Annotated in this window: 23 protein-coding genes; 14 read left to right on the top strand and 9 right to left on the bottom strand. The window is 58.5% G+C overall.

Translation table 11 applies throughout. The annotated features are described in order from the left end of the window. Positions 1-49 precede the first annotated feature (49 nt). Both QUE75_RS05230 and QUE75_RS05225 read right to left on the bottom strand, forming a co-directional pair. Complete coding sequence (locus QUE75_RS05230; protein ID WP_286254140.1) at positions 50-1,624, bottom strand: ATP-binding protein; 1,575 nt, start codon at positions 1,622-1,624, stop codon at positions 50-52. A gap of 58 nt (positions 1,625-1,682) precedes the next feature. Beyond that, entirely contained in the window at positions 1,683-2,417 is a 735-nt protein-coding gene (locus QUE75_RS05225) for a response regulator (protein WP_058091771.1), read from the bottom strand. A gap of 241 nt (positions 2,418-2,658) precedes the next feature. On the opposite strand from QUE75_RS05225, the gene QUE75_RS05220 reads away from it, so the two are divergent. Continuing rightward, entirely contained in the window at positions 2,659-3,420 is a 762-nt protein-coding gene (locus tag QUE75_RS05220) for a GNAT family N-acetyltransferase (RefSeq protein WP_061332336.1), read from the top strand. Between the two features lie 17 nt (positions 3,421-3,437). Further along, positions 3,438-4,253: a lysophospholipid acyltransferase family protein gene (locus tag QUE75_RS05215; RefSeq protein WP_061332307.1), complete on the top strand. Its 816-nt coding sequence runs from the start codon at positions 3,438-3,440 to the stop codon at positions 4,251-4,253. Here QUE75_RS05215 and QUE75_RS05210 read toward each other — a convergent pair. From QUE75_RS05210 to QUE75_RS05195, 4 genes are all read right to left on the bottom strand, one after another. Next, a complete protein-coding gene (locus tag QUE75_RS05210; RefSeq protein ID WP_058091769.1) occupies positions 4,213-4,689 on the bottom strand; it encodes an FKBP-type peptidyl-prolyl cis-trans isomerase in 477 nt (158 codons plus the stop codon). The two genes, QUE75_RS05215 and QUE75_RS05210, sit on opposite strands and share 41 nt — an antisense overlap. Continuing rightward, positions 4,676-6,901, bottom strand: a complete 2,226-nt coding sequence (locus tag QUE75_RS05205; protein WP_286254134.1) for an acetyl-CoA hydrolase/transferase C-terminal domain-containing protein — start codon at positions 6,899-6,901, stop codon at positions 4,676-4,678. Before QUE75_RS05205 ends, QUE75_RS05210 begins: the two co-directional genes overlap by 14 nt. A 145-nt stretch (positions 6,902-7,046) precedes the next feature. After that, the gene (locus QUE75_RS05200; protein WP_106693480.1) at positions 7,047-7,382 is read right to left on the bottom strand and encodes a hypothetical protein; all 336 of its coding nucleotides are present in this window, start codon (positions 7,380-7,382) and stop codon (positions 7,047-7,049) included. A 223-nt stretch (positions 7,383-7,605) separates the two neighbouring features. Beyond that, positions 7,606-8,643: an NADP(H)-dependent aldo-keto reductase gene (locus QUE75_RS05195; protein WP_106693479.1), complete on the bottom strand. Its 1,038-nt coding sequence runs from the start codon at positions 8,641-8,643 to the stop codon at positions 7,606-7,608. 86 nt (positions 8,644-8,729) lie between these two features. Here QUE75_RS05195 and QUE75_RS05190 point away from each other — a divergent pair, with 86 nt between their 5' ends. Genes QUE75_RS05190 through QUE75_RS05180 form a run of 3 tightly spaced genes read left to right on the top strand, consistent with a single transcriptional unit; the run spans position 8,730 to position 11,239 of the window. After that, positions 8,730-9,977 carry a glycosyltransferase family 4 protein gene (locus QUE75_RS05190; protein WP_061332311.1) on the top strand — a complete coding sequence of 416 codons (1,248 nt, stop codon included), beginning with the start codon at positions 8,730-8,732 and terminating at the stop codon, positions 9,975-9,977. After that, positions 9,943-10,506, top strand: coding sequence for a phosphatase PAP2 family protein (locus QUE75_RS05185; protein WP_061332312.1), 564 nt, complete (start codon positions 9,943-9,945; stop codon positions 10,504-10,506). Before QUE75_RS05190 ends, QUE75_RS05185 begins: the two co-directional genes overlap by 35 nt. Positions 10,507-10,561: 55 nt before the next feature. Further along, positions 10,562-11,239 (top strand): hypothetical protein, encoded by a 678-nt coding sequence (locus QUE75_RS05180; RefSeq protein ID WP_286254130.1) that lies wholly within the window; start codon positions 10,562-10,564, stop codon positions 11,237-11,239. Here QUE75_RS05180 and QUE75_RS05175 read toward each other — a convergent pair. Further along, positions 11,212-12,624, bottom strand: a complete 1,413-nt coding sequence (locus QUE75_RS05175; protein ID WP_286254128.1) for a pectin acetylesterase-family hydrolase — start codon at positions 12,622-12,624, stop codon at positions 11,212-11,214. The genes QUE75_RS05180 and QUE75_RS05175 overlap by 28 nt on opposite strands. A 164-nt stretch (positions 12,625-12,788) precedes the next feature. Beyond that, positions 12,789-13,853 (bottom strand): DNA polymerase IV, encoded by a 1,065-nt coding sequence (dinB, locus tag QUE75_RS05170; protein WP_058091763.1) that lies wholly within the window; start codon positions 13,851-13,853, stop codon positions 12,789-12,791. Positions 13,854-13,968: 115 nt separating this feature from the next. Here dinB and QUE75_RS05165 point away from each other — a divergent pair, with 115 nt between their 5' ends. From QUE75_RS05165 to minE, 5 genes are all read left to right on the top strand, one after another. After that, entirely contained in the window at positions 13,969-14,247 is a 279-nt protein-coding gene (locus QUE75_RS05165) for a DUF1244 domain-containing protein (protein WP_058091762.1), read from the top strand. Then, positions 14,247-14,609, top strand: coding sequence for a HopJ type III effector protein (locus QUE75_RS05160; RefSeq protein WP_072677923.1), 363 nt, complete (start codon positions 14,247-14,249; stop codon positions 14,607-14,609). The genes QUE75_RS05165 and QUE75_RS05160 overlap by 1 nt, the downstream gene beginning before the upstream one ends. Before the next feature lie 23 nt (positions 14,610-14,632). Next, positions 14,633-15,397 carry a septum site-determining protein MinC gene (gene minC, locus QUE75_RS05155; RefSeq protein ID WP_106693471.1) on the top strand — a complete coding sequence of 255 codons (765 nt, stop codon included), beginning with the start codon at positions 14,633-14,635 and terminating at the stop codon, positions 15,395-15,397. Positions 15,398-15,461: 64 nt separating this feature from the next. Next, positions 15,462-16,274 carry a septum site-determining protein MinD gene (minD, locus tag QUE75_RS05150; protein WP_061332318.1) on the top strand — a complete coding sequence of 271 codons (813 nt, stop codon included), beginning with the start codon at positions 15,462-15,464 and terminating at the stop codon, positions 16,272-16,274. Between the two features lie 3 nt (positions 16,275-16,277). Continuing rightward, a complete protein-coding gene (gene minE / locus QUE75_RS05145) occupies positions 16,278-16,529 on the top strand; it encodes a cell division topological specificity factor MinE (protein WP_061332319.1) in 252 nt (83 codons plus the stop codon). 14 nt (positions 16,530-16,543) lie between these two features. On the opposite strand, the gene QUE75_RS05140 is transcribed toward minE, so the two are convergent. Beyond that, positions 16,544-17,551: a DUF2804 domain-containing protein gene (locus QUE75_RS05140; RefSeq protein ID WP_286254120.1), complete on the bottom strand. Its 1,008-nt coding sequence runs from the start codon at positions 17,549-17,551 to the stop codon at positions 16,544-16,546. A 137-nt stretch (positions 17,552-17,688) separates the two neighbouring features. On the opposite strand from QUE75_RS05140, the gene QUE75_RS05135 reads away from it, so the two are divergent. The 4 genes from QUE75_RS05135 (at position 17,689) to QUE75_RS05120 (ending at position 22,544) form a co-directional block, all read left to right on the top strand. Continuing rightward, positions 17,689-18,420, top strand: a complete 732-nt coding sequence (locus tag QUE75_RS05135; protein ID WP_286254118.1) for an START domain-containing protein — start codon at positions 17,689-17,691, stop codon at positions 18,418-18,420. 104 nt (positions 18,421-18,524) lie between these two features. Beyond that, positions 18,525-19,016, top strand: a complete 492-nt coding sequence (locus QUE75_RS05130) for a CBS domain-containing protein (RefSeq protein WP_072677927.1) — start codon at positions 18,525-18,527, stop codon at positions 19,014-19,016. A gap of 24 nt (positions 19,017-19,040) precedes the next feature. Next, positions 19,041-20,426, top strand: coding sequence for a PhoH family protein (locus QUE75_RS05125; protein WP_396631690.1), 1,386 nt, complete (start codon positions 19,041-19,043; stop codon positions 20,424-20,426). 177 nt (positions 20,427-20,603) lie between these two features. Then, positions 20,604-22,544 (top strand): alpha/beta hydrolase, encoded by a 1,941-nt coding sequence (locus tag QUE75_RS05120; protein WP_286254115.1) that lies wholly within the window; start codon positions 20,604-20,606, stop codon positions 22,542-22,544. Position 22,545: the final 1 nt, after the last annotated feature.

Below are 22,545 nucleotides of genomic sequence, written 5' to 3'. Positions count from 1 at the left end.
AGTTATTCTGTAGAGCTTTGTTACATCAGGTGAGGTCGTGAGCACTGGCTCACAAAATGGCATCATCCGGCTTACGCCTTGGCCAGACCAGGCTGAATCGCGCGCCTCCAAGCTCGTCACTGCGCCCGACAAATGCCTGGCCGCCATGCCAGTAAAGAATGCGCCGTACGATAGACAACCCCAGGCCATAGCCACCCGAGGTCCTGGTGCGGCTGTCATCCAGCCGGGCAAAGGCGGTGAACACCTTCTCCCAGTCCTGCTCGGGGATCCCCGGGCCGTCGTCTTCCACGTCAACCCGGCAGTTGTCCTCGTCAAGATGGCAGTTCACCAGCACCCGGCCAGCAGCATACCGGCCTGCATTACCCACCAGATTCTGGATAGCCCGGTGGATGTACCTGGGCTCCACATCCGACAGGGCCCAACGCTCGGATTCCTCATCTATACGACACTCAATCCGGATCTCCGGGCGGATCATCTGTTGTTCAGAAACCACTTGCCGAACAAGGTCGGTTACCGAGTCCTCACGCAAGCTGAACACCGGCCCACCCTGCTCCAGGCGGGCGTAGGTCAGTATTTCATCAATCAGCTCATCGAGCTCCTGGATATCACCATCGATACCGTCCAGTTGCTTCTCGAGAACTTCCGGGCTGCTTCCGGATTCGATCATCTGGACACCAAAGCGAATTCGGGCTACCGGGGTGCGCAATTCGTGGGAAACGGCGTGGATCATTTCCCGCTGAACCTGAACCAGCCGCTGTATGTGCTCCGCCATACTGTTAAACGAACAGGCAAGCCGCGACACCAGTGTGCCATCCTCTGACTCCACCCGGGCGCCCATTTCGCCACGGCCAATACGCACCGCCACAGATTCCACCTTCCTGAGATGGCCATCGACAAACCTCATGGCCAGGAACAGTGCGGCCGCCAGCACCGAGCCCACCACGATGCCAAGCAGGACAATCATTGGCCAGGCCCAGGGATTGAACGGTGACGGCATGCGAACAACAACCAGATCACCTTCCTCAAGGCGCAGCAGCACCTGGGTGTTTCGGGTGCCCTGCTCATTGAAAACCACCAGCCCCGTGTTGGCGATGTCTTCAATAACGTCCTGATTGGGCAGCGCCTGCAGGTCCTGTACCGGTTCAACACGCACGCCCAGGGCCTCCGCCAGTTGCGCGGCAACATCGGCCCGCTGCTCAGGGTTCACCGTTTCCAGATGCCATCGAACCACCAGGGCAACTGCCTGGGCCATTTCCCGGTATGGTTGCTCCAGGCGCAGGCTGACGAGGCCACCCTCGAAAGAGCGAACCAGATAACGAAACCCAACATCGGTACGCTGCGCCACCACCTGCCCATACCCCAGCCGCTCGATGGCCACTTTGTCCAGGTCGAACTGCTCCGGCGGGCCAGAGCGCAGATCGAACAGGGACGGCATCCAGTGATACTGCCTTGTGGGCGCGGGCGTCGCCGCCAGCCAGCGCATCAAGGGGTCCGCGAAACGTTCATGCCAGAATTGATGACGAACGGAGTTGATACCGTTGAACAGAAGAACACACAGCAGAATCACCAGCGCGGTGACACCGGCCAGGCGAGCATAGACTGTCAGGAAAAATTTCAGGGACATTGGGCCTACCCTGGTAACACGGCCTGCCCACCAGGGAGGGCAGGCCGCGGAATAACGGTCAGGCTTCCTTTACGAACAGGTAGCCTTTACTGCGCACCGTTTTTATTCGACGAGGGTGAATGGGATCATCTCCGATTTTCGGCCTGATACGGGACACCCGAACATCAATGGAGCGGTCCTGGCCGTCGTACTCGATACCACGCAAGGCGGTAAAGATCTCTTCACGGCTGAGCACCCGACCGGCATTACTGGCCAGCAGCCAAAGCAGGTCAAATTCTGCGCTGGTCAGGTCAATGCTTTCTTCACTGAGCCAGGCCTCCCGCATGGAGCGATCAACCACCAGGTCGTTGAACTGCAAGCGCACAGGCTCCTCACCACCTTCTTCCGGATTACCGGCAGGGGCGGTTTCCATCCGCCGGAGCATGGCCCGGATTCGGGCCAACAGAACCCTTGGCTGCACCGGCTTGCCGATGTAATCATCAGCCCCCATTTCCAGACCAAGCACCTGATCCAGGTCGTCGGTTCTGGCAGTGAGCATGATGATGGGGCCAGAATAGAAGGGCCTGACTCGACGGCAGATCGACAGGCCGTCTTCGCCCGGCAACATGAGATCCAGCACAACAAGATCTGGCTGCTCATTACGGATTCGTTCAACTGCGGCTCCACCGTGAGTTTCCAGGGAGACTGTCAGCCCGTTGTTTTCGAGGTACTCGCGGGTAAGGTCCGCAAGCCGTTCATCGTCCTCTACGATCAGGATTCGCCAACTCTCGTTTGTCTGTTCCACGCCATCCATCTCTGTTTTTTTATTCCGGTTTTTGGGGTCGTCCACCCGACAATACAGGCAACGTACCGTTACAGCAATTATACATGCTATTCAGAAATATACATGGAACGGTCATAGGGTTACAGCCTGTGACACAAATCCGGTTTGTGGCAGATCCCGGCCATTGTCATACAGACGTCACCGGCAGTTCACCTCACTGTCACAGGAGCTTCATAGCCTTGGCTTGTGATTGAAACAAGAGGCCAAGGCCATGACAGCACAAATCGCCCGTTCCCAGCCGCGCCGTGGGCGCCAGCTGAAAACCACCCTGACACGGTGCCCACAACTCATCGAAACCGCCCAGCGACTGCGTTACAGGGTTTTCTCCGAGGAGTATGGCAGTGATCTGGGCGCCACCACGCCGGGTATAGATGCCGATGCCTACGACGCCCTTTGCGACCACCTGATCGTTACCGATGCCGGCACCGGTGAAGTGGTTGCAACCACTCGCATCCTGCACCAGAGCGACGTGCCTTCGGTTGGCGGCTTCTATTCATCAGGCGAGTTCGATCTGAGCAACCTGGGTAAATTGCCGGGCACCCTTGCGGAACTGGGCAGGACCTGCGTTCATCCCGATTACCGCAATGGCGGCACCATCACCCTTTTGTGGGCAGCCCTGGCAGAATACCTGGATAGCCGGAACGTGGACTATCTGATTGGCTGCGCCAGTATCAGCATGGCCGATGGCGGCATGAAAGCCTGGCGGATAGCACGGCACCTGCAGAATGAATACCTTGCCGCGCCTGCATTCCGGGTAACCCCACTCCGGGCCCTGCCACACCTGACCCGCGCCGAACACGAACACAGCGATGACGTGCCAGCCCTGATTCGCGCCTACATGCGCCTTGGCGCAAGGGTCTGTGGAGAACCCTGCTGGGACCCGGACTTCCGCTGCGCGGACCTGCTGGTGGTTCTGGAAGTCAGCAAACTGACCGCCAGGTATAGCCGGCATTTCATGGGGCGCACTGCCTGAAGGCAAAGGAGCAGCAGATGGGGTGGATACGATTACTAATCCGGCTTACCGGGTTCCTGGTGTTTCTGGCAGGCACCTGCGCCCTGGCCATCACCCTGAAACTGGTCGACCTGTTCCGGCGACAACCTGTCGACCGTTCACCCTGGGCCGCTTTCTGCTTCCGTCGGGCCTGCCAGTGCCTCGGGTTCCGTATCCGGGTGCACGGCCAGCCCACGGAAGCCCACGCACTCTACGTTGCCAACCACATCAGCTGGTCTGACATTCCCATATTGGGGTGCATAACGCCGTTGAGGTTCCTGTCCAAGGCTGAGGTGGGCAACTGGCCAATTATCGGCTGGCTCGCAAGGCAAGCCGGCACCTTGTTCATCCAGCGCGGAAGCGGCCAGGCCAGGCGAATAAAATCGGAGATCAGCCGATGCCTGAATACCGGCGAGTCTGTCCTGGTGTTTCCGGAAGGCACCACCAGCTCGGGACTGGCAGTGCTGCCGATCCACGGTTTTTTGCTGGCCGCCGCCCGCGACGCCAACACACCTATCCAGCCAATAACCATCGGTTACCGCAGAGCACATCGTCCGGATCCGATCGCCCCGTTCATCGGTGACGACAGTTTCCATACCCACCTGATCCGGCTGCTCAGGCAACCGCCGACCCAGGTGGATGTGGTGATTCACCCGGCCATAGACCCGGCCCGCTCGGAATCGAGTAACGCCCTGACCGCTTTAATCCATCAGCAGATCAGTGCCGGTTTGAAGCATATTCACGCAGGCGAATTCGAGGCCACGCCCACCGGCCTCAGAACAGCGGGCGCCCCTGGGCTACCTCGTCTTCCGTAGCCTCTCTGCGACCGACGATCTCCAGGTCAAAATACAGGGTAAAGCCAGCCAGCGGATGGTTGGCATCTACCTTCACCAGGTTGCCATCGATGGACACCACCTGCACCACCTGGGCCTGGTCGCCGGAGTTGGTCTGGAACTTCATACCAACCTGCAGGTTCTCCACACCTTCAAAAAGCGAGCGGGGCACCTTGCGGACCAGGTCTTCGCGGTAGTCTCCGTAGGCCATTTCAGGGGGGATAGTGACTTCGAGACAATCGCCCACCCGGCGGTCTTTCACCGCTTCCTGGATGCCCGCTATGATTTCCGGGGTGCCGTACAGGAAATGCAGTGGCTCACTGCCTTCCGAGGTATCCACCAGCTCACCTATACGGTTCTTGAGCACGTAATGGACAGTGAATACTTCGGGCTTTAGTTGCGGCTTATCGGCTTGCATCAGCTTGTTTTGTTTCCTGTTTCTTTACGGGTTCGAGTTTTTGCAGGCCATGGATTACCAGCTTCCGGTCCAGCTTTTCCCGGAATCCTGACGGCTTTTTCAAACCCATTCGATCAAGCAGGGCGTCATAGCGCCCTTCTTCGTCGTCCGCCTTAAGGGCCTGCCAGATGGTCGCCAGTTTACCACGGGGAGTAGCCGTTGCGGCTTTCAGCCCCTTAAGGGCTTTCCCTAACTTCAATTCCTCGTCGGTGAAATCCTTGCCAAACGGGAAGGCCGGGAACCAGTCGCCTCCCCCCCCGGCCTTCAGGGCCCGGGCGACTTTCTCAGGGGTATTCTGGCGCCAGTGTGCTGGAAGTTTGAAGTCCGCTTTTACCTTGCCCGCTTTCTTGGCCTGCGCCAGCAATGACTCCTGGAATCGGGAGTCGGCAATCCGGATCAGCCTGAGGAACACTTGTTCATCGGACTGCCCGCGAAGGTCCGCGATGCCGTATTCGGTAATCACGATATCCCTCAGGTGTCTTGGGATGGTGCAGTGGGCATAGTTGAATACAATGTTCGAGACGGTCTTACCACCGGAGACCCGCGTGGCCCTCAGGGCCAGGATGGAGCGAGCCCCCGGCAACTCATGGGCCATGGCCACAAAGTTGTACTGGCCGCCAACACCACTCACCACACGGCCATCCGCCAGCCCGTCCGACACCGCCGAACCGTTGAGGGTGTACATCATCGCCGAATTGATAAACCGTCCATGGACCCGCTGTGCCACCTTGAGCTTCTGATCACCAAAGCGATGGTCATACAGGTGGTTGATAAAATTAACGCTGGTCATGCAGATCTTGTCGCGCTGGTCGTCTGAAAGCTCTCTCAGGGCCTGATAGAACTTCTCCGGGCCAACGTAGAAACCACCGTGCATGGCAATCCCACCAGCCAGCCTGTCACCCAGCGCCAATGCCTCGAGCGCCTTGCGGGTGTCGGCATTGGATAGATCTGCCTCAACCGACACCTCCTCATTGAGTCGTATCCTTCCGCCCTTGAACTCAACATGGTCGCGCAGCACCCCGTGCCGGACCAGCCAGTTCACATCCCGCGCCCGCAATGGTGAGGCAATCAGGCCTGCGTTGTGCAAAACGTCCAGGGCCTCCAGGCTCGGGGTCTCGGTCAGTTCACCCCGGTTGATCAGGTTCTGCAATTCCGGATGATTGTAGACTTCGCGCTTGAGAATACCTTCCTGAAGCAGGTAGACAAAACCGTCCACCATCATTTCGCTGCACCCATACAGTCCCTGTTCAAAAGGTTCTGTACCACCATACTCCTGCACCACCGGAAACTGATCCTGCACCTGCAGGTGATCGAACACGGCTTTCCAGGCGTCATTATGTTTGTGTCTGATGATGGCGCTGTGCACCAGGGCGGCGCCAAGAGACCCGATCCCCACCTGCAGGGTGCCGCCATCCTTCAGCAAGCTGCTAGCGTAAAACCCGATCAGGTGGTCCGCCGGGCTCACCGCCATCTGGGGCGCGGAGAATAACGGATAGTCGGAGGCCCGGTGAGACAGGATCACGTCAAACTGGCTGGCTTCAACCTCGGCGTGATGCCCGAACCACGGCAGGTGGTGATTGAGCTCTGCCACCATGGCCACCGGAGTGCCAGCGGCTTCCCGTTCCCGAAGCAGCGGCAGGATGTCCAGGGTCAAATCCGGATTACAACTGAAGCTTAGGTGTCCTGGCTGACCATGATCTTCAGCAGGCGACATCAACTGGCCCAACACATTGACCCCCTGCGCCATCAGATCCCGGACGGCGTGGGTATAGTTGGTGCAAACGTAGTGGCGCTGTTGGCTCTGATTGTTGAGATAACTGCCAGCCTTGAAGAAGAATTCCGAGACAGTCACGTTGTCTGGCAACCGGTTCCGATTGACGTCTCGCGCGTAATCCAGCTCAGGAATGTTGCCATAAAGGCGCTTGGTAAAAGGCCCCAGAAAACGCTTCTCCAGCGACGATGCGCCCTCGGGAGCCAGCAACGACAACGCAGTGACTATATGCAGCTGGATTTCCGGATCATCCTTGGCGCGCTGGTAAAGGGCATTCGCAAAGCGAACTGGCTTACCAAGACCGAGAGGCAACCCCAGCGTAATGCGCTTGCCTACCCGTTCGATTACCCGGTCCACGCACGCATTCGCGTCGTCGTAATAGACTCCGTTCTGTTCTGCCATCACCAGCTCTCCACTGTTTGAGAATCGCAACGGGGTCGATGATCACACGACAGAATGAAGCTGACAATGCGTCAGGTCATGAGATTGGCTGATTGGTGGGAGTAACGTGGCAAGATACGGGTAAAACAGGGGCCTTGAAGGTGGTTCAGAAGCGCCAGCGCAGGTTAAGGGCCGCACCCTCGTTCAACAGACCAATGCCATGATCAGGCTGCGCGGGGTCAGATGCGTAGACCTTCTGCTGCGCGCGGCGGCTCAATCCGATACTCAACAAACGCGAACCAATAGCCGCAAAGGCATCCATGTGGTCGTCTTCATAGTCTCCAGACATCCATTCCTGAAGCTCGTAGATTTCCTCGGCCGATACCATGTCATCACGCTCAGCCATCATACGATCGGCCAGAATAGGCTCAGCGGCTTCGGCGCGCACTACGAACGCGACGAAGTTGAGGGCCAGCAGGGCGATAAACAGACGAATGATCATGATGACAACAAGCACCCGGAAAAATGATTTCGGAACATTAACGCTTCAGTACCAAAGTCTAATGATTGTCCCTGAAAATGGTGTGACTTTGTACACAAATGCGCCAGTAGCTCGACGCAAACTGGTCACTTTTTTGTCAACAAATGATCACTTATATTGCAATCTGTAACCGCCCTGCCCCGAGAAACCGGAAACAGGGCAACCTCACCGTAGGCTAACCCACTCAGGGACAGGGGTAGGTAAACTCATCATGAATAGCCTCCACCGCCGCCACCAGGTCGGGGCTTAGCCGGATATCTGCAGACCCGACATTTTCCTTCAACTGGTCCATGGTGGTTGCACCGATAATGTTACTGGTCACAAACTCGCGGCTATTCACCCAGGCCAGCGCCAACTGCGCCGGGGTCAGCCCATGGTGGTGGGCCAGCTCCACGTAGGCACGGGTTGCATCAGCAGCCCGCTCCCCGGTGTATCGGCTGAAGCGTTCGTAAAGCGTCAAGCGGGCCTTTTCTGGCCATTTTCCGCCCAGATACTTACCTGTCAGCATACCGAACGCAAGGGGTGAATAGGCCAACAAGCCGGTGCTTTCCCGGTGGGCAAACTCCGCCAGGCCCAGCTCGAAAGACCGATTCAGGAGGCTGTAGGGGTTCTGGATGGAAGCCACCCTGGGCCACTGTTTCTCGCGAGCGAGGCGCAGATATTCCATGGTCCCCCACGGCGTTTCATTGGACAGGCCAACGTGGCGCACCTTGCCCTCTTTGACCAGCTCATCGAGGGCGCCCAGAGTTTCCTCGATGGGGGTCGAGGTTTCGTCCGGGTTACGCTGATACCCCAGCTTGCCGAAGAAATTTGCACTGCGGTCTGGCCAGTGCACCTGGTAAAGGTCGATGTAATCGGTTTGCAGGCGCGCCAGACTGCTCTCACAGGCTTCGCGAATATGCTCCCGGGTCAGTCTCGGGCCGCCGCGCAGATAACTCAAACCATTGCCCGGTCCGGCCACCTTGGTGGCAATCACCAGATCCTCCCGGCGCCCTCTTCGGGCAAGCCAGTTGCCCAGATAGGTCTCGGTCAGGCCCTGAGTTTCCGCCCGTGGCGGCACCGGGTACATCTCGGCCACGTCGATGAAGTTGATACCCGCCCCGATGGCGTATTCCAGTTGTTCAAACGCTTCCTGCTCGGTGTTCTGCTCCCCCCAGGTCATGGTTCCCAGGCAGATCAGACTGACATCGATGTCGGTTTGTCCAAGTTTTCGCGTTTGCATGAGATCTCCTCGTGCACATAGAAGACGTAAAGGGAATGTCACAAAGTTGTCGCATGGCTGTCATGCCGGATTTCCATAGTAGAAGCATGACAGCGACATATTCAGGACGCACCGTGACCAACCCCAAGCTGACTGACCGGCGCCCGCAACACATTACCATTGTTTCGGAGACGTTTCCGCCGGAAATCAACGGCGTGGCCAACACCTTGAAGCACCTGTGCCAGGGGTTGATGCAACGGGGGCACAAGATCACGGTGGTGAGGCCAAAGCAGGCCCATGAGCAGAAAGGGTTGTTTGAAAGCACCGGTGACGGCCTCTTTACCCGTGAGCTGGTGGTCACCGGCCTGCCCCTGCCCGGATACAGCGATCTGCAGTTTGGCGTGTCGCGCCCGGCCACCCTGAAAAAACTCTGGCAAAGCCAACGACCAGACGCCATCTACGTTGCCACCCAGGGACCGCTGGGCGTAGCGGCGGTATCCGCCGCCCGAAATCTTGGCATCCCGGTGTCGTCCGGCTTTCACACCAATTTCCATAGCTACTCCCGTTACTACGGTGCCGGCGGTCTGGAACGATTACTCTGCGCCTATGGCCGCTGGTTCCACAACCGGACCGCCATCACTCTGGTACCAACCCGCAAAATGCAAGCGGTTACGCAAGCCATGGGCATCCACCCGACTGGCCTGTGGAGCCGCGGCGTGGACTGCCATCGCTTCACTCCCCACAAGCGTGACCACGACCTGCGCGCCCGCTGGGGGCTGACCAACAGTGACCGGGCAGTACTCTACGTGGGCCGACTGGCCGCCGAGAAGAACCTGCGCATGGCGGTCGCCTGTTTTGAACGGATCCGGGGCCTCCATCCCAATGCCCGCTTCATTCTTGTGGGAGACGGCCCAATGCGCAAACAACTGGCGGAACGCCACCCGGAATACATTTTCTGCGGCACCCAGCGCGGAGAGGATCTGGCCAGGCACTATGCTTCGGGCGACCTGTTCCTGTTTCCAAGCAAAACCGACACCTTTGGCAACGTGGTCCTTGAAGCCATGGCCAGCGGGCTCGGAGTGGTCGCCTTTGACGACGCGGCAGCCGCTGAACACCTTCGCCACGAAGAAAATGGTCTGAAAGCAGAGCTGTCGGAGGACGAAGCCTTTATCAACCACGCACTGCGACTGGCTGACCAACCCACCCTTCTGAGCCGGGTTCGCGCCCAGGCCCGCCTGGATGCGCTGGATCTGAGCTGGAACAGCCAGATTGAACAATTTGAACACTTGGTACTCAACCAACCGGCACAGGCCCGATACCATGGCATCAACAAACAAGGCATCTCGCTTCTTTGACCTGGCAGACCAGCGCGAGTATGCGCTGTGCCAGGCCATCAACCGTGCAGTCAGGTTCCGGCCTGTACTGAGCTATTTCCGGGTCGTCAGCCGACTTGGCGACGGCTGGTTCTGGTATGCACTGATCCTCGCCCTGCCGCTGCTGGCTCCGGAACAGGGGTTGGGGCTGGCGGTGCTGATGGCCTTTACCGGACTCACCTGCACCCTCACCTACAAAGGCCTGAAACACAAACTTATCCGGGAGCGCCCGTTTATCTCGTTTCCGGCCATCAATTGCGGCACACCACCGCTGGATCGATACAGCTTCCCTTCCGGGCACACCCTGCATGCAGCCTGTTTCCAGGCCATGCTGTTCGTCGCCATGCCAGTGGCCGCCTGGTATGTTCTGCCCTTCACCCTATCGGTAGCCGCCTCCCGGGTGGTTCTGGGCCTGCACTACCCGAGCGATGTTGCCGCAGGGGCTGTCATCGGCGCAGGCATGGGCTGGGTGTCAGTCCTGATGTTCGGAGCGACTTTCGCCACGCTTTAGTGTCCCTGAGAATCTGGTCTAAACTGGTTCCGAAGCCTTATTGCCGGAGCCCGTCATGAAGCACGGAAAACCCTTCATCATTGCCGTGGCCACCGCAGCAGCACTGGTGTTACTCTGGCCTGGACCGGCCGACACACCGCCAGGGCAGGTCGACGACGGTGCCCCCAATGATCCCCTTTCACACGCCCCTGCCGACACGCCAGTACCGATCGATCTGACCCCCGAGCAACAGGCATTGCTGGAAGACCCCAGAATCATTCAGTTCGCCCAACGACTCGATTTCGAGGAAGAGCTGCAACGCTTTTTCCAGGAAGCAGCCGAACTGGACGCCCAGCAACGACAGAACCGGGCCGACCAACTGGAACAGCAGCTGGCCCGCTACGAGCAGGAAACCCAGGTCAGCGCGCCAGAAGCGCTCATGGTGAGGCTCGCCCTGCTACAGCTGCTGGAGCAGGACGAAGCGGCCGCCAAGGCGGCGGCCACAGAACTGATCGAACGCTATCAGGCCCGGTCTGAGGCGCGCCTTGAGGCCTGGCGGTCGGCCCCCAAACCCGAGTTTGATCGCTACAAGGTCCGGGAGAAAGCGATTGTTGAAGAGGTCATGGCCCTGGACCGAATACCCGGAGGGCTGACCCGAGACCAGTATCTGCGTCAACGCCTGCTAGAAGCGCGGATCGAGACTATGGGCCAGCCCGAACCAGACCCTCAGAGCAACTGGTCCAGCGACCAGTAGAGCAGATTGAACGGTTTGTTGTAATCCGCCACCGTGTCGGTCTCTGAAGCCTGCATAACCGAACCGCTGCCGTTCATCACGTTGTTCACGAAGTGGTCCAGTTCCAGGCCCAGTTCCTGAATATCCGAATTGGCGAACTCGATGATTGAGGTGCAGTGGCTTTCATTCACATCCCGGAACATGGGCAGGTAGTAACCAAAGTTATCCAGCCCGGCCAGGGTATTTTTCAGGCGTTCGGTATCCTGCGCCCATTTCTGGTGAAGCAGGGTCTCCTTGGTAGCCTGATCCGGCGCCTGTTCGATGTCATCGAAGAAACGTTCGTAGGAATAGGATGAGTAGTTCAGGTCGCGCCAGAAATGAGTATGCCCCATGCGGTCCTGAGGTAATGCGCTGGCCAGGGCGGGATACAGCGACCCCAGGTCATTCAGGTTCAATCCGGGCAAACCAGACTTCAGATAGGCCAGAGGCCCATTGACCTGATCCAGCCCCCACACCTGCCGGATCAAACCCTGCAGCAAGACCGAGGGGTACTGTTGTGGATCTGCCCCTACCGGCGCATTGAATGCCGGCCCGGAGTCGTTGATCAGAAAACTGCGGGTGGGCGCCATGTCCCGGCGGGCCGGATAATAGTTTGTCAAGCCACCGATGCCACCTGCGCTGCAGCCAGTTGTCAGCATCTGCCCGGGCCGCTGAAGATTGTCTTTCAACCAGGAAATCACCGCCCGGCTATTACGCAGCCCGTTGTGGTGCCAGACCAATGGTTCAGCCTCACCCTCCGGGTCCTGGTACACCGCTACCCGGTCACCGGAGTAGATGTCGCCAGTGCAGTAAGGCACGTAGACCATATTCCAGTTCTGGGTTTTCACCCGGCTCCAGGGGTGCAGGCGCACTACAAACGGGCTGACCAGGCTTGCGCCGGGGTTCAACAACGACAGGTAGTCGTCCGGTATACCATCGGGGTTCCGGGCACCACGAATGCCAGTCTGACCGCTGCAACTTTCATAGTCCCAGCAGGCACCGCCGCCTTCAAAATAAACCACCGTATTGGAGGTGTTGGGCACCCGGTTTACAAAGAACTTGTATTCGGAACCGTTGCCACATACCGCCCCGGTTTCCGGAGCCAGTGGAACCGTCTGCCACTGGTAGTAGGCACCGGGCGAAAAGCCGTCGTTGTACCCGGGCGGATTTGCCAGCAGGGGGTATTCTCCCTGGCGTTGGTCAGAGGTAACCGGATTATCCGCTCCGGGAGGCGCAACCAGATTGCCGAGGGTTCGCCAGAACCCGTAGTCGCCAAGTTCCGCAGCGGCGGGGGCGGCAAAGGCTAATAATAACAACCCGGCCAGCGCGCTATGGCGACACCGGGACCACCTGTCAGGCTTGTTCATATTTTGCTCTCCTGCACTTGTTATTTTAATGGGCGGGCTTGGCCCGCAACGATTACAGCAGGAAATCGTCAACCTAAAACTAGATATGACACAATGTCACGTCAAAGAGAGCGCAAGACCGATTTACACTAAAAAAGGCGGGGATATAGCCACTTGGGAAAAGATCAGTCGAACAGCCTCAGCTGGGTAACCGGTGCCTCATCGTTGCGAAAACGCACACCCACCCCCAACAAACGGACCGGGCGATCGGCCCGGGTAACCAGTTCATCCAGCAGGGGCTGGTAATCGGCAACCTCGGGTTCGGCCACCGACTCCCGTACCCGCTCCAGGGTATGGGTTGAAAAATCACTGTAGCGGATTTTCACAAACAGCTTGTGGATGGGTTTCTGCCGCCCCTTCCTGGCGAGTCTCAGATTGAGATCCGCCACCAGGGCGGGCATCACGGTTTCACAGGCGGTCTTGTCCGGCAGATCCTGGGAAAACGTCCGCTCCACGCTGACCGATTTCGCCACCCGCGAAACGATTACCGGCCGCTCATCCCGGCCTGCGGCCATTTCAAACAACCGGTAGCCCTGCTTGCCGAATTTCTCAATCAGGGTGTCCACCCCCAGCAACTGCATGTCACCGCAGGTTTTCACGCCCATGGAATGCAGCTTTGCGGCCGTCACCTGGCCCACACCAAACAGTTTTTCCACCGGCAGGGATTCGACAAATTCCGGCACCTGCTCCGGCGTGATCACAAACAGGCCGTCGGGCTTGCGCCAGTCACTGGCAATCTTGGCCAGAAACTTGTTCGGGGCCACGCCGGCGGAGATGGTAATCCCCACTTCCTGCCGGACCCGCTCTCGCAAATGCCGGGCCATCAGGGTGGCGCTGCCCCGGTGTTCGGTTATGTCAGACACATCCAGAAAAGCTTCATCCAGTGAGAGAGGCTCAACCAGATCGGTCATTTCCCGGAGAATGGCCATGACTTGCTGAGACGCCGCCCGGTATCGCGCCATATCCGGTGGCACGGTCACCAGCCCCGGGCACAGCCTGCGGGCTTCACTGCCGGGCATGGCCGAACGCACACCAAAGGCCCTTGCCCGGTAGTTGCAAGTCGTCACCACGCCCCGGCCCTCGGCGCCGCCAACCGCCAGGGGCACGTCCCTCAGCGTTGGGTCGTCGCGCATCTCGACCGCCGCATAGAAGCAGTCGCAATCCACATGAATGATCTTGCGCTGGGGCATGGTCCGTGGGCTCGCGTAAACAATCTGTACATTTATACAGCCTTGTATCTTAAGCTAACATGCAGAGAATGTCAGGAACCCTAACATCAAACCGGAACGTCATCTGCGAGGCCCCATGACCAACCCCATACCCGAGTCTGACCGCACTGAGATCGAAGCCGCTGCTTTCAGGCGCCTGGTGGAGCATTTGCGCCAGAATACCGACGTGCAGAACATTGACCTGATGAACCTGGCGGGCTTCTGTCGCAACTGCCTGTCCAAATGGTACCGGGCAGAAGCACAGGAAAGGGGCTTTGAGCTATCCGATCCGGACGCCCGGGAAGAAATCTACGGCATGCCTTATGAGCAGTGGAAAGAAAAATATCAGATTGGTCCGAAGCAGGATCACAAATAATGAACATCAATGAGACAGTGCGCATCCACCTGGCTTCCCTCGACGCGGGCCACGCCAATTTTGATGACACCCTGGCGCTGATCGACCAGCATTTCGAGTTTCAGCCCACGGGCTTCAACAATGGCCCGCTGAGAAACGATGCCGGTGAAAATGCCGGTTCCTGCCGGGTGTTCGCACTGGGCCAGTACTGCAACCTGAGCGAGGCGGATACCCTGAACCTGTTTGCCCAACACTATCAGCAGGTGCTGGGCGACCCAACCGGCGACAGCCATGGCAACATCCGCCAGTTCATCAGCACAGGCTGGTCTGGCATCCGGTTTGATCAGCAGCCACTGCGAGCCCGCAACGAACCCAACCAGTAAGCCACCAGGGAAGACACTGATTCATGAGCGATACCGCCGCCTCCGGGCTAAAACAGAGTTTCCAGCTGAAAAGTGCCTCTGTTTCGCTGACAGCCCTGGAACTTTATTACTTCGACAACGACGAGTTCGAAGCCAATCTCCGGGACAAGATCAGCCAGGCTCCGGGATTTTTCAAAGATATACCCCTGGTGATCAGCCTGGAGAAATACGAAGGGCTGGACAGTGAGCTGGACTTCTTCAAGATGATTGGTACCTGCCGCCGCCATAACATCCATGTGATCGGCGTTCGTGCCGGCAACGACGACCAGCGCCGCCTGGCACGCGGAGCCTCACTGGCGCTGTTTCCCGGCAGTAGCCTGCGCGAACAGGCGCCGGCCCGGGCGCAACCTGATGAGGCCACCAAGTCGGAAGCCGAGACCTCCAGCCCCGCTGACGTTCCCACCAGCGAACCGGCGCCGGCCAAGATCATCAGCCAGACCGTTCGCTCTGGCCAACAGGTCTATGCGCCGGAAGGGGACCTGATCATTCTGGCCCCGGTTCAGGCCGGTGCCGAAGTGCTCGCCGCGGGCAATATCCACGTGTACGGACCACTCAGGGGGCGCGCGCTGGCAGGCATCCACGGAGCTGAAACCGCCCGGGTATTCTGCCAGTCACTTGAAGCAGAGCTTGTGTCCATCGCCGGACACTATAAAATCTCCGAAGATCTTCAGGACAATGGCTGGAAAAGCGCTGTGCAGATCCAGCTCAGGGACGACCTGCTGGTGGTGACGCCACTGGACAAGGCCTGATGTTGTGACAGCCAATAACAACGTTGAAGACATGACGAATCCACTGCGAAACAGGAATTGAACCTTGGCTAGAATCATTGTCGTTACCTCAGGAAAGGGCGGCGTTGGCAAGACCACCACCAGCGCCTCAATCAGTACCGGCCTTGCCAAGCGCGGCCACAAGACCGTCGTAATCGACTTCGATGTGGGCCTGCGCAACCTGGACCTGATCATGAATTGTGAGCGCCGCGTGGTCTATGACTTCGTCAACGTGATCCAGGGCGAAGCCACACTCAACCAGGCGCTGATCAAAGACAAGCGGGTAGACACGCTGTTTATTCTGCCCGCCTCCCAGACCCGTGAGAAAGAAGCACTGACCAAAGACGGTGTGGAAAAGGTCATCAACGAACTGTCGGAAACCTTCGATTACATCGTCTGCGATTCCCCGGCGGGCATTGAACATGGCGCTCTGATGGCCCTGTACTATGCCGATGAGGCCATTGTGGTCACCAACCCTGAAGTTTCCTCCGTACGGGATTCCGATCGCATTCTGGGCATCCTCCAGAGCAAGTCGCGGCGCGCCGAGATGGGACAGGACCCGGTCAAGGAACACCTGCTGCTGACCCGCTACAACCCTGACCGGGTAGAACGCGGCGAGATGCTGTCGGTGACCGATGTCGAGGAAATTCTGGCGATACCGCTGTTGGGCGTGATCCCGGAGAGCCAGGTGGTACTAAACGCCTCCAACCAGGGCCTGCCAGTGATTCTGGAAGACCAGAGCGATGCCGGCCAGGCCTACGACGACGCCGTTGCCAGGCTTCTGGGAGAGGAGCGGGAACACCGCTTCATGACCTCCCAGAAAAAAGGTTTCTTCTCACGGATGTTCAAAGGGGGCTAAGGGATGAGTTTTCTGGATTATTTCCGAAGCAAGAAGACCAATACTGCGAGCGTTGCCAAAGAACGGTTGCAGATTATCGTGGCCCACGAACGGGGCCAGCGTGACATGCCGGATTACTTGCCACAGCTCCAGAAGGAGCTGTTGGACGTAATTCGCAAATATGTCCAGATCAGTGACGATATGGTTCAGGTGGACGTGGACCGTAACGAAAGTTGCTCGGTACTGGAACTGAACGTCACCCTGCCGGAAAAGTAATCGCTGCGCCCGCCTTACCAGCGGGCATAGTGGTCTTCCATCAGTCCCCGCAGCCCGTCTACGGGGACTGACTGGCCCGCCTCATCTCTGACCGTTCCCCGGAACGTGCCCACAAACTGCCGGAAATTGGAGGCAAGCACGCCAGCGTTCAGGCGTTCCTTGCGCGTGCCTGCAGGCTCAAAGCTCAGGTCCACCAGGCCATCCTCGGTGGTAACCCGCCAATCGGCACCCGGCCGATACCGGTCAAATTCGAAGCGGGCGGTGCCCAGCTTCACACACCGGCCATCCAGCCACAGGGCGTTCTCGGTCATCCCGGTTTCATTCACACCGGCCGCCAGATTAAGCCCCACAGACACCCCTCGCTCCGTTACCCCGGCCAGACAGGCCCAATTCCAGGCAGTTTCCCGGCGCATGAAGCCACAACTCCAATCGATAGAGCCGCGGGTTTGCTCATCACAGCGCCATACCTGCTGGCCCCAACGCACCTCCCCCTCAACCGGAACCCCGGCCGATTTGCGGGTAAAAACCCAGCCATTGTAGCCCGCCGGGCAGACCAGCCTCAGGGGTTGATCGGTGTCTTGCAACTCCAGGTCCACCTGAATGTTACCCGGGGCCGTCACCCGGATGTTGCGGCCTCCGGTGGCCGGCTCTATGGCCAACGACACGCCACCTTTGCGGAACCGGGCATGACCATGTTCAGGATAGGGTTCAATATCGGTGTGCCGGGCCAGCGGCTGCATGAACGACTGCTCAAACATTTGACCGCTTTCAAAATCAAACAGATAGAAAAAACCGTTGCCCACCAGTTTCAGGTCCACAATCGCCATGCCGAACACCCAGCCCGGCGCCATGGCACTGACAAACTGGAACTGGTTGAACCGCCAACGGCGAGCCAATCGGGACCGCGGCCGGTCCATGACCGTCCGCAGGTCAAAATCCATGTAGTTAATGGTCTCAACCGGCTGTTCCAGCACCCCTGGTGCAATTCTGCCCTTGGCATCAATCAGGTTCTTCTTGTTCATAATTACCGTCAGATCAGGCCATTCATAAGTTGTAGCGCAACAGTACGCTACCTGGTTCACAATCCCTTATTCCTGCCGAAAAGCAGAAACCGGCTCCATGTTAGACTCAGCACACCTTCATCACGGAAGTGTAGCTTATGACAATAACCAGAGCCCATGGCTTCAAAGGCATGGTGGCAGGCGTACTGAGTACACTCATGTTTCTGACCCTGCCGAGCCTGGCCAGTGACCACCCGCCTCTCCCGCCAGAGGATGCCCGGGAGTGGACCCTGCGCAAGGAAGTCGACAACGTTCGTATTTACACCATGGACCAAAGCAATTCCGGCTTTCAGGCCTTCAAGGCCGTGGCCGATCTGGACGTTCCCCTGGAAAACCTGATGGCAGTGATGATCAATCCCGAATCCTGCAAGGAATGGGTCCATAACTGTACCGAATCCTATGCCTTTGGCCAGGGCGACTTCCACGATCGCTACGCTTACTCCGTTAACGATATGCCCTGGCCGGTGACCGATCGGGATTACGTGTTGCGCATACGCACCCGGGGCAACGGCGACACCGGTGAAGTGGTGATGGACCTGAATGCCGTGCCGGGTATGCGGGCGGAATTCAACAGCCGGGTTCGGGTTGATCGCTCAGACACCCTTTACCGTTTCACCCCGAACGGCGACAAAACCCGTATGGTCTGGGTTCAGCACACGGAACCCAACGGAGCCCTCCCCGGTTGGCTGGTGAATAATCTGCTGGTCGACATTCCAGTGAAGTCCCTGCAAGCGCTGGAGGCCGTGGCCAAAGAAGACAAGTATCAGGGCTACCAACTTGAATGGGGCGAAAACGGCAATCTCCAGGCGGTCGTCCCCGCTGACCGCTGACCAACCGAGACCAAGGGTTGATCAAGACACAGAGACAGGGGTGACGGACAGCCAAGGAACGGCTAAGCTTCATCAAAAGGACTGTAAATGGAAGAAGCCCACCAATGAGCGTTCTCGCCCATGAGATCATGACCCCGACCGTTAAAGCCGTACCGCACCACTGGACCATGGACCGGCTGGCGCGTTTTCTGACGGACAACGAAATCACCGGCAGCCCGGTAACAGACGACAACGGCGATATTATCGGCATCGCGACGCTCAAGGACATCACCGAATTCCGTTGGAATGCGACTCGCTCCGAGGGCCAGCCCAGCCTGACCCCGGAAGAGCAGGAAGAAGCCCGTCGACTGCGCATGGTCATCTTCGAGGAAATGGGCAAGGTGCCGGTTGAAGTGCGCGATATCATGACACCCATCGTATTGTCGGTTGACGAAGATACCCCGGTGCGAGACATTGCCAATATCATGATGCGCGAACACCTGCACCGTATTTTTGTCACCAGGGATTCAAAAATTACCGGTATCATAACCACTTACGATATGCTGAAGCTGATTTCCCAGAAGGAACTGACGCAACGCTGCGCCGAGAACGACTGAGCCACCAGAGAGGTAGCCCTACCTATGCCAAGAGCACCGCAAGCTCGCCGAAAAATGTACGTCCTCGACACCAACGTCCTGATACACGACCCGAACGCCCTCCTGAACTTTGAAGAACACGACGTCATCATCCCGATGACGGTCCTCGAAGAACTCGACAGCCTCAAATCCGGCAAGCAGACCGTCGCCGCCGATTGCCGCCAGGCCATTCGCAACATCGACAAATTGTTGGGCGATGCCAGCCCGAAAGTGATTGAAAAAGGGGTACCGATTGTTCGCGGTAAAAAGGCAGAGCCTTTGGGCACCCTGTCGATCATCATGAGCACCGAGGGCATCGGCACTCATTCCCTGCCGGAGCACCTGAACGACAACAAGATCATCAATACCCTGGCCGCCCTTCAGGCCCGGCATAAATCCCGCGACATCATCCTGGTCAGCAAAGACATCAACATGCGCCTGAAAGCCCGGGGTTTTGGCGTAGAGGCTCAGGACTACCACAACGACCAGTTGCTGGACGACATCGATCTGTTACCCAAAGGCTACAAGGAGTTCCAGAACTCCTTTTGGGATAACATCGCCAAGGTAGAAACGGTACAGCGTGAAGGGGTCACCGAACACCTGCTCAAACGCGAGGGCGAACTGGCCAGACTGAACATCAACGAGTTCGTGATTGATGAGCACGGTTTTGTCGGCCAGGTGGTGGACATCTCCGACGACCAGCTGGTGATCAAAGATCTGCACCAACACGACCTGATGAACGAGGAAGTCTGGGGGCTGGTGCCACGGGATATCTACCAGGCCATGGCTCTGCACCTGCTGCTGGACCCAGACATCCACCTGGTCAACCTGACCGGCTCCGCCGGCTCTGGCAAAACCATCCTGGCCCTGGCCGCCTGTATTGAAATGACCGTGGCCAGCAAGCTTTACAAGCGGATCATCGCCACCCGGTCCACCCAGGGGCTGGACGAAGACATCGGCTTTCTGCCGGGCACCGAGGCAGAGAAAATGGAGCCCTGGCTGGGCGCCATCGTGGACAACCTGGAAGCCCTGCACGAAGACGATGAGAACATGACTGCCAGCGTCGACTACATCCTCAGCAAGGTACCGCTGCACTTCAAATCCATGAACTACATCCGCGGCCGCAGCTTCCAGCACAGCCTGATCATTATTGACGAGTCGCAGAACCTGACGCCGCACCAGATCAAGACCATCATCACCCGCGCTGGTAACGGCTCCAAGGTGATTTGCCTGGGCAACCTGGCGCAGATTGATACGCCTTACCTGAGCCCGCTAAGCTCCGGCCTGACCTACATGACCGAGCGCTTCAAGGGCTTCCGCCACGGCAGCCACATCCACCTGCAGGGTGTACCGAGGTCGGTGCTGGCGGAGTTCGCCGAAGCTAACCTCTAGCCCCATCGCCGGCTCCGTCTGCCGGCCAAATCTGACACTTGTCGCAGAGGGCCTTTTGGCCCTCTCGCCATTTTTAGCCGGCAGACTGGCCATCGTGCCGCCCCTCTTTCCGCCTTATTGTGAACTCTGTCACATTCCGACACCTGTCGTTACAACAACTCACAATAAGGCAAACCGATGAACCATCTGACCAAGTTCGCAATCACCGGCTTGAGCGCTGCCCTTCTGACTGCCTGTGGCGGCGGTGGTGGCAACGACGCCGCACCGGAAACCAACAATCCCGGTGTACAGGCCAGCACGCCACAAGCCAGCCAACCGCAACCGACCGCCAGAGCCATCAGCCGCCCCATGCCGGCCAGCACCAGCGCGCTCGAGCCCGCCTCGTGCAACCAGGGAACCGACCTGGCTGGCGGCCGGAGCTATCGGGTAGAAATGCCATCCCGCGTGGACGGTGCCGCCATCGTGTTCGAGGTATTCGAACCCTCGTTGTTCGACTGCGATACCAAGCACCCGCTGATACTGCAGGGCCATGGCTTCAGTGGTTCACGCACCACAACCGCAGGTGATGATCCGCTGGCACCGATCAAGCCACTGATTGATGCGGGCTACGCCGTGATCAGTATTGATCAACGCGGCCACGGCGAAAGCGGCGGAACGGTTCGGGTGATGGACCCGGACTTTGAAGGCGAAGACCTGGTGCAGATTGTCGACTGGGCCGAAACCCACCTGGACTACCTGAAGTACCGAGACAACAACCTGCTGCTGGGTGGCGTGGGTGGCAGTTACGGCGGTGGCTTCCAGTATCTGCTGTATAACGTGGACCCGGATCAACGCATGGACGCCATGGTGCCCCAGATCACCTGGCACGATCTCACCTACAGCCTGAACCAGGGTGGCGTCACCAAGAACTACTGGGCGGCGTTCCTGTCCCTGGCCGGTGATGCCGGCACCGGCGGCGCCATGGACCCGTTTATTCGGAGCACGCTGATTGATGGCATTGTCGGCAATCGGTTCCCCGAGGCCGCTTTGGACTTCTTCCACTACCACAGCCCCAGCTACTTCTCGGACAACGAGCGCGGGCTGGAGCTGTTCGACAGCGGCAACAGCCAGGAGTACCTGCTTGACCCGATCACCGGCCGGCTGCCCATCACCAGCGATGGCCGCTATATCATCAAGACACCCCAGAGCACGCCCTACCCGGTGGATGTGCTGATGTTCCAGGGCATGCGCGACAGCCTGTTCCCGTTTAACGAAGCCTATGAAAACTACCTGTCGATGAAGAAAGCCGGTGGCGACGTGCGCCTCCTGACCTACCCGTTCAGCCATCACTATCTGGCACCCAACGTGGGGCTGATTCAGGAAACCCTGGCCAGCTTTGATTTCTATTTGGACGCAGTGCCCGAACTGCCTGCCGCCGGCCTGAACGCCCTGGCCAGCTGTGGTGATATCGAGATCAACCGGGCGACCGTGGCTTGGTTCAACGAAAAGCTGCTGGGTAAAGGCAACGCTGACAATGTGATCACCACCGGCCAGCAGATCTGCTACACCCTGTCACCCGGAGATGCGGTATCAGCACCTGAGGTGACCGTAGGCGGTCAGGTCTTCCCGATTGCCCGTGACATTCTCGGAGCGTCATTACCGGTTTCCGCGCTGATCGGCCCGGCCGGCGTGTTGCCCACCATCGTTCCCCTGACCACCATGCCGGAGGATGGCGTGGTTGCCGGCATCCCCACCGTCGATCTCAATGTCAGTCTTGGCTTGGATACTCTGGATAATGCCTGCCTTGAAAGTTCTGATCCGATTCTGAGCCTGGGCACCTGCGACGCCATCCTGTTTGTCGGGGTTGGCGTGATCAAGAACGGATTTGGTGCACCGGAACTGATTGACGAGCAGGTCCAGCCAATTCGCGGCCTGGGCAGCCACCAGGTTCAGCTCACGGGCATTGCAGAGCGGCTGAGCGAGGGTGACCGCCTGGTACTGATGATTTACGGCCAGCACCCGACGTTTGTGGGTGCCTTCTCCCGCGACCTGGTGGTTTCGACGGTCCAGGTTTCCGGCGAAGTGGCACTGCCGATCCTGACCTCCGACGGTCAAGAGCGGCTCGCATCAATCCGATAGA

The sequence above is a fragment of the Marinobacter shengliensis genome (assembly GCF_030297115.1).
In the GTDB taxonomy this organism is placed as follows: domain Bacteria; phylum Pseudomonadota; class Gammaproteobacteria; order Pseudomonadales; family Oleiphilaceae; genus Marinobacter; species Marinobacter shengliensis.
The sequence above is the reverse complement of the archived record's forward strand: the minus strand, read 5'-3'. Positions and strand labels throughout refer to the sequence as shown.